The sequence below is a fragment of the Planotetraspora phitsanulokensis genome (assembly GCF_016863295.1).
Taxonomy (GTDB): domain Bacteria; phylum Actinomycetota; class Actinomycetes; order Streptosporangiales; family Streptosporangiaceae; genus Planotetraspora; species Planotetraspora phitsanulokensis.
The window spans coordinates 139,020-151,053 of sequence record NZ_BOOP01000035.1 but is presented as its reverse complement, the minus strand read 5'-3'; the positions used below and the strand labels follow the sequence as shown (position 1 = coordinate 151,053).

Annotated in this window: 14 protein-coding genes; 5 read left to right on the top strand and 9 right to left on the bottom strand. The window is 69.6% G+C overall.

What is annotated here, in order from left to right:
- The coding region (locus Pph01_RS43775; protein ID WP_373315699.1) for a GntR family transcriptional regulator at positions 1–122 on the bottom strand (122 nt) is incomplete at its 3' end.
- Positions 123–267: 145 nt separating this feature from the next.
- On the opposite strand from Pph01_RS43775, the gene Pph01_RS33325 reads away from it, so the two are divergent.
- Positions 268–597 carry a hypothetical protein gene (locus Pph01_RS33325; RefSeq protein WP_204077167.1) on the top strand — a complete coding sequence of 110 codons (330 nt, stop codon included), beginning with the start codon at positions 268–270 and terminating at the stop codon, positions 595–597.
- Positions 594–833 carry a DUF397 domain-containing protein gene (locus Pph01_RS33320; RefSeq protein ID WP_239117201.1) on the top strand — a complete coding sequence of 80 codons (240 nt, stop codon included), beginning with the start codon at positions 594–596 and terminating at the stop codon, positions 831–833. The genes Pph01_RS33325 and Pph01_RS33320 overlap by 4 nt, the downstream gene beginning before the upstream one ends.
- Positions 834–1,279: 446 nt before the next feature.
- On the opposite strand, the gene Pph01_RS33315 is transcribed toward Pph01_RS33320, so the two are convergent.
- Positions 1,280–1,432, bottom strand: a complete 153-nt coding sequence (locus tag Pph01_RS33315; RefSeq protein WP_204077165.1) for a hypothetical protein — start codon at positions 1,430–1,432, stop codon at positions 1,280–1,282.
- Positions 1,433–1,461: 29 nt separating this feature from the next.
- A complete protein-coding gene (locus Pph01_RS33310) occupies positions 1,462–1,869 on the bottom strand; it encodes a hypothetical protein (protein ID WP_204077164.1) in 408 nt (135 codons plus the stop codon).
- A gap of 221 nt (positions 1,870–2,090) precedes the next feature.
- Here Pph01_RS33310 and Pph01_RS33305 point away from each other — a divergent pair, with 221 nt between their 5' ends.
- Both Pph01_RS33305 and Pph01_RS33300 read left to right on the top strand, forming a co-directional pair.
- Entirely contained in the window at positions 2,091–3,806 is a 1,716-nt protein-coding gene (locus Pph01_RS33305; RefSeq protein ID WP_204077163.1) for a P-loop NTPase family protein, read from the top strand.
- Positions 3,803–5,377 (top strand): GTPase family protein, encoded by a 1,575-nt coding sequence (locus tag Pph01_RS33300; RefSeq protein WP_204077162.1) that lies wholly within the window; start codon positions 3,803–3,805, stop codon positions 5,375–5,377. Before Pph01_RS33305 ends, Pph01_RS33300 begins: the two co-directional genes overlap by 4 nt.
- On the opposite strand, the gene Pph01_RS33295 is transcribed toward Pph01_RS33300, so the two are convergent.
- The 6 genes from Pph01_RS33295 to Pph01_RS33275 form a co-directional block, all read right to left on the bottom strand.
- The gene (locus Pph01_RS33295; RefSeq protein ID WP_204077161.1) at positions 5,338–6,447 is read right to left on the bottom strand and encodes an SPFH domain-containing protein; all 1,110 of its coding nucleotides are present in this window, start codon (positions 6,445–6,447) and stop codon (positions 5,338–5,340) included. The two genes, Pph01_RS33300 and Pph01_RS33295, sit on opposite strands and share 40 nt — an antisense overlap.
- A 2-nt stretch (positions 6,448–6,449) precedes the next feature.
- Entirely contained in the window at positions 6,450–6,881 is a 432-nt protein-coding gene (locus tag Pph01_RS33290) for an NfeD family protein (RefSeq protein ID WP_204077160.1), read from the bottom strand.
- A gap of 290 nt (positions 6,882–7,171) precedes the next feature.
- Positions 7,172–7,507 carry an Ig-like domain-containing protein gene (locus Pph01_RS33285; RefSeq protein ID WP_204077159.1) on the bottom strand — a complete coding sequence of 112 codons (336 nt, stop codon included), beginning with the start codon at positions 7,505–7,507 and terminating at the stop codon, positions 7,172–7,174.
- A 36-nt stretch (positions 7,508–7,543) separates the two neighbouring features.
- Positions 7,544–8,644, bottom strand: a complete 1,101-nt coding sequence (gene fahA, locus Pph01_RS43010) for a fumarylacetoacetase (protein WP_239117200.1) — start codon at positions 8,642–8,644, stop codon at positions 7,544–7,546.
- Entirely contained in the window at positions 8,641–9,813 is a 1,173-nt protein-coding gene (locus Pph01_RS43005) for a homogentisate 1,2-dioxygenase (protein WP_239117199.1), read from the bottom strand. The genes fahA and Pph01_RS43005 overlap by 4 nt, the downstream gene beginning before the upstream one ends.
- 87 nt (positions 9,814–9,900) lie before the next feature.
- Positions 9,901–10,566, bottom strand: coding sequence for a helix-turn-helix domain-containing protein (locus tag Pph01_RS33275; protein ID WP_204077180.1), 666 nt, complete (start codon positions 10,564–10,566; stop codon positions 9,901–9,903).
- 88 nt (positions 10,567–10,654) lie between these two features.
- Between Pph01_RS33275 and Pph01_RS33270 the strand changes: the two genes are divergently transcribed.
- Entirely contained in the window at positions 10,655–12,034 is a 1,380-nt protein-coding gene (locus Pph01_RS33270; protein WP_204077157.1) for an ATP-binding protein, read from the top strand.

Sequence of the window (12,034 nt, the reverse complement as noted above, 5' to 3'; positions counted from 1 at the left end):
CCAATGGCCTTGCGAATGGTCGGCCGGGCGACGCCTAGCTCAGCCTCTAGCGCCACTTCCGAGATCAGGCCGTCAGTGCCGTAGTGCCCTGACCGGATGCGCTCACGAATGAGGTTGGCCACCTGCACCCACTTGAGTTCGCGAGGATTCCACTGGATCACGCCAGAAACCTCCCACGCCCTCACGTAGAGGCATAGAAGGTCATTGGACTTCTTGGCATGTCATAGGTGTTTACAGGGCGTCACAGGGCCTCATACGCTGCTAGGCATGAGCCAAGCGACCGTCAGCGCCGGAACGGCGACGAAGCAAACGATCCTTCTGAGTAATCTCCGGGACCTGCTACGGACGCGCGGCGTCCGATCGCGTCTCATCACTCATCTCACCCTCCGGATGGAGGGCCACCCCATGCGAGAGCACGGAGCGCCGGAACTGGAGATCTACGGTCTTGGTCGAGAGGTAGCCGTCCTCACGATCGACGATCGATCCATTGAGATCACTCTCCCGAAGTCCAAGGCAATTGTCCCCCTGGGGGACGTGAGGAGTCCTGAGTCAGCCCTTCGGTTCATCGCCGGATGGGCCACGGGAGTGGCCTCGTGATCGTGTGGCGGAAGGCTCTGGAGTCGAACAGCACGGGCCAGTGCGTAGAGGTCGGCATCACCAACGATGGCGTCAAGGTCCGTGATTCAAAGCACGGGGAAGCTTCGCCCGTGCTCTCCTACACCTTCACAGAGTGGGCTGTGTTCCTGCGTGCTGTGAAGGGTGGGGAGTTCGACCTGGAACCCTGCTTCGATCCCGACCCGTCGGAGGAGTGGATCACTTCCGTAGAGGTCTGAGAGTTCCCAGAACGAAAGATCCATCTCACCCCCGGTGCCATGCCGGGGGTTTTTACTTTCGATCGTGGTCACGCATGAACGCCTTAAGGCAGTCCGTCAGTTTGTCGGTCATCTCAAGGATGAAGACCTTCCCCGATGCCGTGAACGGCAGCACAAGCCACACGGGGGAACTCAGAAGAATGATCGCGAGCACTGGAAGGGTGAGCAGGGCAACGATCACTGCTCTCTGCCATCGGGGAGACTGAGGAAGAAGCATCGGGTCACGCATCCTGGGGAGTCGGAGGGATACGTGGGCAAGTGTGCAGCTATCGCCCGACATACAGCCCGATTTCGCGTCAGTGGTGAGTTAGAACTTATCTCGGGCATCATGAAACCCCAGTTTGGGACCAAGGTTTAATGCCAGTAAGCCCCGGCCAGCCTGAGCCAGCCGGGGCCTATCTGTACCGCTAGGCGGCCTGGAAGATGACCTGAGGAACGGGGATCACCTTGGTCCCGATGGTGGACGGCACTTCCGTCACGGGAGCGTTCTTGGTCGCGAACTTCTTGGACTTCTTGCCCTTCTTGGCCTTCTTGACCTTGGGAGCCTTGACGGCCTCCACGGGAGCCGTAGGAGCGTCCAGGAGAGCCCTCAGGGCAGCGACTCCGGTAAGAGTCTTGGAGGCTCCACGGGAGCCACAGGGGTAGCCTCCACGACCTTGGGAGCCTCCAGAACTGCCAGCCTGGCCCGGAGGACACTGACCGCAGAGGGAACGTCGGGAGCCGTCTCCCGGACTTCCTTCGACTCCTCCCGGACTTCGACCACGAGAGTGGTCTCCGTTACTTCGTTCATTTCTTCGATCGTGTCAGCCACGGGAGTGGCAGTCACGTAGGTGTACCGAGTGCTAGGCCGTCCACGGCCTCCCTGGACCTTGGAGACTTCGATCGTGTCCAGGCCCGCCACAGCGGCCTCCACGTCGGCCGCTCGGATGTTGAACTTCCGAAGGATCTCCGTAGCCGAGACTCCAGCCTCTCCAGCCTGCTTGATGTACTGCTCCACCTTTGATGGCCATGGAGACCTGGGAGCTTCCCCCGGCGATGTCCGGAGTCAGGTAGGTCACAGAGGCAACACAGCAGGTCAGGACACTAGGTGGATTACTTCTTTCATACGTGCATGATCACGGCCGGGGAAGGGCCTGAGCGTCGCCGGGTGCCCCCCTTCGCCGAAATTTGTCACTGATCGCGGCGTTGGGGGGCCCGGGCACGGGGAAAGCCGGGGTTATGGAGGGAAACGTAGGGCTACTCGCGGCCCTCCAGAGCCTGCGTCACCACCTCGATCCGGATCTGTTCCCCCTGGCGATCGGCGACGTCGCGGCCGATCGGCGTGCTCTGAAGGAGCTGCGCGGGCAGCTCGACGACTACCTGCTGCCCCGTCTCGCCGCCATCGACGCGCCGCTGCTCGCGGTGGTCGGAGGCTCGACCGGAGCCGGGAAGTCCACACTGGTCAACTCGCTCGTGGGCGAGAGCGTCACCGAGCCGGGGGTGTTGCGCCCGACGACGCTGGCGCCGACCCTGGTGGCCAACCCGGCCGACTCGGCCTGGTTCACCTCGACGAGCATCCTCCCCGGCCTGCCGCGGGTCACCGGAGACGGCCGCGGCGAGCCGGGCACCCTCAGGATCGCGACCGCCGGCCTGCTGCCTCCCGGGCTGGCGTTGCTCGACGCACCCGACATCGACTCGGTCGTCATCGCCAACCGCGAGCTGGCCGCCCAACTGCTCGCCGCGGCCGACCTGTGGTTGTTCGTCACCACGGCCGCGCGGTACGCCGACGAGGTCCCGTGGAGCTTCCTGCGGACGGCCAGGGAGCGCAGCACGGCCCTCGCGGTCATCCTCCAGCGGGCGCCGTCGGAGGCGCGCGCGCCCGTCACCGCCGATCTCACCCGGCTCCTCCGGGAGAACGGCCTGGGCGGCACGCCGCTGTTCGTCGTCCCGGAGCTGGAGTTGCCGTCGGAGCATGCACGGCTGCCCGCGCAGGCCGTGCAGCCGATCGCCACGTGGCTCGCCGGGCTGTCGGCCGACGCGCGGTCCCGGGCGGCCGTGGTGCGGCGGACCCTGACGGGGGCGCTCGACAGCCTGAGCACCCGGGTGCCCGCCCTCGCCGACCGGGTCGACCACCAGCGGGCGGGAATAGCCGAGCTCCGGGCGGTGGCGGAGCGGGCCTACGACTCGGGGATGTCCGCGTTCGACGAGGGCATGCGTGACGGCCTGCTGCTCCGCGGGGAGGTGTTGGCCCGCTGGCAGGACTTCGTCGGCACCGGGGACCTCATGCGATCCCTGGAGTCACGCATCGGGTGGCTGCGCGACCGCATCACCGCGGTGTTCACCGGGCGGCCCGCGCCGGCGAGGGAGCTGCGGACCGCGCTCGAGAGCGGGATCGAGTCCCTCGTCCGAGCGAGCGCCGACGGCGCGGCCGAACGGGCCGTGGAGTCATGGCTGGCCATGCCCGCGGGCCGTGACCTGCTGGAGCATTCCGGCGTCCGGATCAGCGGCCGGCTCGGCCGAGCCTCCCCGGACCTGCAGCCGGGGGCGGCCGCGGCCGTACGGGCCTGGCAGGGCTACGTCCTCGACCTCGTCAGGTCGGAGGGCGCCGATCGGCGGACGACCGCGCGGGCCGCGTCGTTCGGCGTCAACAGCCTGGGGCTGCTGCTCATGCTGGCCGTGTTCACGTCCACCGGCGGGATCACCGGCATCGAGATCGGCATCGCGGGCGGCACCACCGTCCTGAGCCAGAAGCTGCTGGAGGCGATCTTCGGCGACCAGGCCGTGCGGACCCTGACGCAGAACGCGCGGGAGGACCTCCGCCGCCGGGTGCGCGAGATCTTCGATCTGGAGCAGGCCCGGTTCACCTCGTTGATCGACGGTCTCGGGCCCGCGGATGACACGGCCGCCCGCCTCAGGGAGGTCGTGAAAGCCGTACAGGAGAGAGGCGCCCTGTGAAGCTCCTGCGCGGCAAGGCGGAGGCGTCCCTCGACGACCGGCTGGCGGCGCTCGCCGAGGCGGCTGACCTGGCAGAGGGACGGCTGGACCAGGCGGTGGTGGACCGCGCCCGCGCGGTGGTCGACCGTGCGGGTGTACGGCGCAGCCTGTCGGTGGATCACACGGCGGTCGCCCTGGCGGGGGCGACGGGCAGCGGGAAGTCGTCGATCTTCAACGCCCTGGCCGGCACTGACCTGGCCGAGGTGGGCGCCACCCGGCCCACGACCTCGCAGGCCCAGGCCGCCCTCTGGAGCCCCGACGGCTCGGGCCCGTTGCTCGACTGGCTCAGCGTGCCCCTGCGCCATGTGGTGGGGGAGGGCTCCGGGCTGATCCTGCTCGACCTGCCCGACCACGACTCGATCGTGCTCTCCCACCGGCTGGAGGTCGATCGGCTCGTCGGCGTGGTCGACCTGCTCGTGTGGGTGCTCGACCCGCAGAAGTACGCCGACGCGGCCGTGCACGAGCGCTACCTCAAGGCGCTCGGCCGGCATCGCGACTCCATGCTCGTGGTGCTCAACCAGATCGACCGGCTGCCCGAGCGGGCGATCAGGCGCTGTCTCGACGACCTGCGCGGGCTGCTGGCGGCCGACGGGCTCGAGGGGGTCCCGGTCCTCGGCGTGTCGGCCCGGACCGGTCAGGGCCTGCCCGACCTGCGGGCCGCGCTCGACCGGAAGGTGTCCCGCCGTACGGCGTGGGCGGCGAGGCTGGCCGCCGACGTGGGCACGGCGGCCGACGCCCTGTCGGAGACGACCGGCGGGACAGCGTCCGCTCCCGTGTCGCAGGCCGCGCTGGTCCGCCCGCTGTCGAGGGCGCTGGCCGAGGCGGCGGCGGTGCCGCTGGTGGTGCGGTCGGTCGCCAAGTCGCACCGGCACCGCGCGGTCGCGGCGACGGGATGGCCGGTCACCCGGTGGGTGCGCGGGCTGCGTCCCGATCCGCTCCGCCGGCTCCATCTGTCGAGCAGGGGCCGCACGTCGTTGCCTGCGCCGACGGCCGTGCAGCTGACCATGGTCGACACGGCCGTGCGGGATGTGGGCGCCGCCGTCTCGGAGGGCCTGCCCGAGCCCTGGGCGGCGGCCGTGCGGCACGCGGCGCGGGCGCGGTCGGACGAGCTGGGAGACGCGCTCGACCGGGCGGTGTCGAGAGCCACACTCGGCGCCTCGAAGAGACCGCGCTGGTGGCGGGTGATCGGGACGCTCCAGTGGCTGGTGACAGGGACGATGGCCGCCGGCGCGCTGTGGTTGCTCGTCCTGGCGGCCCTCGGCTACCTGCTGCTGCCGAGGCCGCCCACGCCCACGGTGGGGCAGGCGTCCTGGCCCACCGTGCTGCTGCTCGGCGGCGCGGCGGCCGGAGTGCTCGTCGCCCTGCTCTCCCGGGTCGCGGCCTGGATCGGCGGACGGCGAAGGGCCCGCAAGGTGGCCAAGACCTTGCGGGCCGCCATCGACCGTGTGGGCGAGGAACTCGTGATCATCCCCGCCTGCGAGGAGCAGAGCCGTTACGTGCGCTTCGTGGACCGGGTGGAGTCGGCCGGCTGAGCGTCGGCGACCGCCGACTCGGAAAGCGCCGACTCGGGAAGCGCGCCGATGCCGGCGGAGCCCGGCCCGATCTGGCGCGGACCGGTCGTCTCGCTGTCCTCGGCGGCGGCCTTCGCCTCCGCGGCGGCCTGCTCGGCCGCCGCGACAGCCTCGCTGCCCGCCCGGCTCGGCTCGCGTTCACGGGTGGCCGGCGACGCCGGCAGTGCCTCGGTGAACGCCTTGGAGATCCCCTGCAGGGCACCCGTGACCTCGCTCGGGATCACCCAGAACGTGTTGCCCTGCCCCTGGGCGAGCTGCGGGAGCACCTGGAGGTACTGGTAGGCGAGCAGCTTGGGGTCGGGGTCGTTGCGGTGGACGGCCTGGAACACCTCGTCGATGGCCTGGGACTGGCCCTCGGCCTTGAGGATCTGCGAGGTCCGCTCACCCTCGGCCCGCAGGATCGCGCTCTGCTTCTCGCCCTCGGCGGTCAGGATGTTCGACTGCCGCTGGCCCTCGGCCGTGAGGATCGCGGCGCGCTTGTCCCGCTCGGCGCGCATCTGCTTCTCCATGGCCTCCTTGATCGACTTCGGCGGGTCGATCGCCTTGATCTCCACCCGGTTGACCCGGATGCCCCACTTCCCCGTCGCCTCGTCGAGCACGCCGCGCAGCTGGCTGTTGATGGTGTCGCGCGAGGTCAGCGTCGACTCCAGGTCCATGCCGCCGACGACGTTGCGCAGCGTGGTCACGGTGAGCTGCTCGACGCCCTGGATGAAGTTGGCGATCTCGTATTCCGCCGCTCGGGGATCGGTGACCTGGAAGTACAGGACCGTGTCGATGTCGACGACCAGGTTGTCCTCGGTGATCACCGGTTGCGGCTTGAACGACACGACCTGCTCACGCAGGTCGATCAGCGGGCGGACCCGGTCGATGAAGGGCAGGACGAAGTTCAGTCCGGGGGCCAGCGTCCTGGAGTAGCGCCCCAGCCGCTCGACGTTCGCGGCTCTGGCCTGCGGCACGATGCGGACCGTGCGCAACACCGTGAACACCGCGAGGACGGCGACGACGATGAAGGCGATCAGGGCTGCGTCCATGCTCACTCCCGTGGATAGACGAGGGCCGTGGCGCCCTCGATCTCGATGACGTCTACCGTGGCCCCCGGAGGGATGACGAGTGTCTCGTCGTAGGCCCGCGCGGACCACTCCTCGCCGCCGATGCGGACCCGGCCGTCACGGCCGGTGACCTCCCTGGTCACGTACGCCGGCTTGCCGACGAGCGCGGAGACCCCGAAGCGCTGGGCGGGCGGCTGCCGGATGTGCCGCATGGCGATCGGGCGCACGCCGATGAGCCCGGCCCCCGCGGCCAGGACGAAGACGATGATCTGGAGGGCGGGCGGGAAGCCGACGGCGGCCACCCCCGCGGTGAGGAGCGCCGCGACGGACAGGATCCCGAGTGCAGCGGTCAGCGTGAAGATCTCGGCGACGCCGAGCGCCGCGGCCAGGATGATCCAGATGATCCACGAGTCCATTGCCTCGCCTCCATAGCAATGAACGGATTCCGATCGGGCAGGGTTCCTCCCTTTTACATTAACTCTGTATGGGAGGTCGGCGCCGTTGAGCCGATCGTCTCAGGCGAATTGCCGAAATCTTCAGCAGTTGCACGGTGTCGGCTTTATCTGCGTTCCGGGGGTGATGACCGGATCGCCGCGCAGGGTGTGCTCGTAGCGCAATTGGGCCTGTTCAGGCCGGGTGCCGATGCGCCATGTGGCTCACATCGACGCGGGCCCGGGCCAATTCGTCGTCCACGGCGCGGACGTATTCACTGCCGGGTTTGGAACCTGCCGGCGATCTGGGCGGCGACGCCGTCCCGGCCGGTGGCCACGGCGTTCACCACGTATTCGGTGCCGGGTCTGAGCGCTCGCGACGAGCGCCACCTCGTGCGGGAGGCGTCGAGGGACCCGGAGACGAGATCACGCCCGGCGTAGGCCACCACGCTGATCAGCCTGCCGCCGTCCGCCGTGACGGTGAGGCCGGGTTCCGTCGGGGCCGACGCCGTGTCCGCCCCCGGAGTCATCGTGATCCGAGGGGCGGGAGGGACCACCCGCGCGCAGGCCGCCAGTAAGAGAACGATCACGATCGTTGCCGTGTGACGCATGGCCCCAGAGTAGCGATGCGTGACGACAGGAACACTTTAAGTGGCGGGCAGGATGCTCCCTGACACCGCGCCGAGGCTGAGGCCGCCCGGGGTCACGGCGGAGATCGTGACGAGGTCGCCGTCCTCGAGGAAGGTCCTCGTCTCCCCGTTCCTGAGCTTGAGCGGCTCGGCTCCGTTCCAGGTCAGCTCGATGAGGGACCCGAACCGTCCGTCCCCCGACACCGTGCCGCTGGCGAACAGGTCGCCGGTCCGCAGGGACGCGCCGTTCACGGTCATGTGGGCGAGCATCTGGTCGGGCGTCCAGTACACGTCCCGGTACGGCGGGGCCGAGATCTGCTCGCCGTTGAGCTCCACGCGGAGCGTGAGGTCGAGGCCCCACGGGGCGGACCTCCTGAGGTAGGCGACCGGCACGGGGTCCTGGGCCGGTCCCTCGATCCTGGCGTCCTCCAGCGCCTCCAGCGGCGTGATCCACGGCGAGATCGAGGTGGCGAACGACTTGCCCAGGAAGGGGCCGAGCGGCACGTACTCCCAGGACTGGATGTCCCGCGCGCTCCAGTCGTTGAGCAGGGTCACTCCGAAGACGTGGTCCTCGAAGGCGCCGGCCCGCCCGCCGAGCGCGGTGGGCACGCCGACGACGAACCCCAGTTCGGCCTCGATGTCGAGCTTCTCCGTCGGCCCGAACGACGGGCGCTGCCCGCACGGCCGCCTGATCGGCGTGCCGGAGACCACCACCGTGCCCGCCCGCCCGTGATAGCCCACGGGGAGATGCCGCCAGTTCGGCTTCAGCGGCTCCTCGTCCGGCCGGAACATCCGGCCGAGATTCGAGGCGTGCTCGAGGGAGGCGTAGAAGTCGACGTAGTCGGCCACCTCGATCGGCAGATGGAGGGTCACGTCGCCGAGAGGGATCAGATGCCGGGGATCCCCGGACGCCGCCACCTGCCTGATGCGGGCCCGCGCCCGCGCCCATGCCGTACGGCCCAGCGCCATGAAGGCGTTGAGGGACGGCGAGGCGAAGACCGGGTCGCCCAGGGCGGGGGCGAGGTCGAGGACCTGGTCCCCGATCCGCACGCCCACCCGGGGGGTCTGTCCGGGGCGGGAGAACACGCCGTAGGGCAGGTTCTCCACGCCGAAGCTCACGCTCGCACCGCCCACGTCCAGGCGTAGCCCGGGTCCTCGCAGGCGAAGGCGGCCGGACCGAGGTCGAGGGGGCGGAAGGTGTCGAGCATGACCGCCATCTCGCTGGTCGTGGACAGGCCCTTGCGCACGGCCTCGACGACGGCCTCGACCGCGCCGGGCTGCGGACCGTGGGTGAAGCCCGCCGGGTGCAGCGAGACCGAGCCGACGTCGATGCCGGAGCCCTTGCGCGCGGAGTAGTCGCCGCCCGCGTAGAACATGAACTCGTCGGAGTCGACGTTGTGGTGGTTGTAGGGGATCGGCACGGCCTCCGGATGGAAGTCGAGCGGCCGCGGGCAGAACGAGCAGATCACGAAGCCCGGGCCCTCGAACGTCTGGTGCACCGGCGGCGGCGCGTGGGTCCGCTTCACGATGGGCTCGAAGTCGCGGATGTTGAAGGCGTACGGGTAGAGGCAGCCGTCCCAGCCCACCACGTCGAAGGGGTGGTGGGCGTAGGTCAGCCTGGTCAGCCCGCCGCGCGTGCGGACCAGGACGGGGACCTCCTCGCCGTCCACGAGCAGCGGCTCGGACGGGGCGCGCAGGTCGCGCTCGGAGTACGGGGCGTGCTCGAGGAACTGGCCGTACTGGGAGAGGTAGCGCTTCGGCGGGCGGATGTGGCCCGCGGCCTCGATCACGAGCGCGGTCACCGGGCCGTCGGGCACCCATCGGTGGATCGCCCCGGTCGGGACGACGATGTAGTCGCCCTCGCCCACCTCCAGGGCCCCGTAGGCGGACTCGAAGCGAGCCCGTCCGCTCGCGATGTAGACGCACTCGTCGCCCATCGAGTCGCGGTACAGCTCGCTGGGGGCGCTGGTCGCGGCGTACGAGATGCGGACGTCGGAGTTGCCCGCGAGCAGCAGGCGACCGGACACCAGATCGCCGTCCGGCCGCAGGTCCTGCGTGCGGAAGTGGCGCGGAGACAGCGGCAGGTTCGGGCTGAGCCCCGAGGCCCCCTGGTCGACGGCCTCCGCCTTCACGATCGCCGTGGGCGCGTACCGGTGGTAGAGGAGCGAGGAATCGGACGAGAAGCCCTCCTCGCCCATCAGCTCCTCCTGATAGAGCCCTCCGTCAGGCCTGCGGAACTGCACATGACGCTTCTCCGGTACCTCGCCGACGACGCGGTAGTACGGCATGGCGACCCTCCATGTCCGAATATCGGACGCATGCGTCCTCTATACGTACGACGATCCGCCAATGCGCACCAGATGTCAAACCACTGCCTATGGTGAAAAATCGGTCCGTTTCGGATGGGCCAGCGCGGCGGCGATCTCGTCGGCGGCGGCGAGCACCAGAGGGCCGACCGTGTCCACGTCGAGGTCGCTGAAGGTGACCACGCCCACCGACGCCTCCAGGCCGGCGAGTCCCCGCACGGGCGCGGCGAGGCCCCGGGCGCCCTCCTGGAGCTGGTCTCTCGTCAGGTGGAGCGGCGGCTCCGAGCTTCCCGACCGGAGCGCGAGCAGGGCCAGCCCGGCCGCGCCGCGCGTCAGCGGGTGCCGCGAGCCCTCGCGGTAGGCCACGTGGAAGTCCGTCCAGGACGGTTCCACCACGGCGACCGCCAGGCCGTCGTCGCCCTCGGCCACGGTCAGATGGGCCGTCGCGCCCGCCCGCTCGGCCAGCGTCCGCAATGCGGGCAGCGCGGCGGCGCGCAGCAGCGGCTGCACGGCCTGGGCGAGGGTGAGGACGCCGAACCCCAGATGCACGCGTCCCTCCGCGTCGCGGCGGGCGAAACCCTCCTCCTGGAGGGTGGTGAGCAGCCGGTAGACGGCGGGCCGGCTGAGGCCGAGCTCGTGGGCGAGCTCGGTGGGCGTGTGGCCCCCGTGGCCGTCCGCGAGCAGCCGGAGCAGCCGTAACCCTCGTTCCAGCGTCTGTGCCGACTCGGCCGTCATCACGTTCCCGATCGTCGAGGCGGTGGATCAACCCACGTTCAATGCTACCTACGCCCCGCGTAGCCTACATGCGATGTAGGTTTGTTCGGTGGGCTTTGTCAATCGTGTCCAGGAACTCGCCGCTCTCGAAGAGTGGTGGGCCCAGCCGTATCCGCGTCCGGCGTTGATCTGGGGACGGAGACGGGTGGGGAAGACCGCGCTGATCCGCCGGTTCGCCGAGGGGCGCAGGCTCGTCTTCTACACCGGGGCCGGCAGCGCGCCCACGTTCGAGCTGGCGCAGCTCTCCCGGGAGGCGGCGGCGGCGCTGCCCGGCGGGTTGCGACAGCTCGACGTCACCCCGTACCGGGACTGGTACGACGCGTTCGAGCATCTCGCGGCCCAGGCGGAACACGATCCCCTGTTGCTGGTCCTGGACGAGTTCCCTGAGCTGACCGCGATGTCCCCGGATCTGCCGGGCATCATGCGCGCGGTCCTGGACCGGATCCAGGGGCGGACGAAGTTGCGCATCCTGCTGAGCGGTTCCTCGGTCCGGGCGATGTGGGAGATGCAGGAGTACCGGGCTCCGCTCTACGGACGTTTCGACCTGGCGATGCAGCTTCACCCGTTCCGCCCGCACGAGGCGGCGTTGATGTTGCCGCGACTGTCTCCGGAAGATCGGGCCTTGGTCTACGGGATCGTGGGAGGTGTTCCGCTCTACCTCTCGCTCTGGGACCAGGACGGTTCGATCCAGGACAATCTGCGTCGTCTGGCGGTGCGCCCGTCGGCGCTTCTCTACAACGAGGGCCGGCTGATCCTCGCCACCGAGCTGGGGGCGGGTCATCAGCCGGGGGCGGTTCTGGACGCGATCGCGGCGGGCAGGACCCGTTTCCAGGAGATCGCGGACGCCGTGGGGACCGATCCCACACGCACGCTGGAGCGGCTCATCGGGCTGCGGCTGGTCGAGCGTCTGATCCCGGTGACGGAGGACGAGAGGAAATCGAGGCGGAAGATCTACCGGATCGCCGACAACTTCCTCAGCTTCTATCTCGGCCCCCTTATGCGGAACAGATCGAAGATCGAGATCGGCCTGGGTGACACGGTGTTGCCCGTCATCCTCGAAGGGCTCGACGACCACATGGGGGCCGCGTACGAGGACGCGTTCCGAGATCATCTACGCCGTCGCGCCTCAGAGATCGATCCGCAGGTCGTCGCCGTCGGCCCCTGGTGGGAAGCCGACGGTCAGAACCAGATCGACGCGGTCGTCCTGCGCGGGCGCGCCCGCGAGCCGGTTCTGGCCGGAGAGTCGAAATGGGCCAGGTCGGTGTCCGCTCCGCGGATCATGGCCAAGCTGTCCGCCAAGGCCGCTCGTCTCGTGCCCGATCCGGAGGGCATCCGATACGCGATCTGCGCGCGGACCGAGGTGACACACGCCGACCCGAACCTCATGGCGGTGACGGCCGCGGACATTTTCGCTCCAGGAGGAGACTGA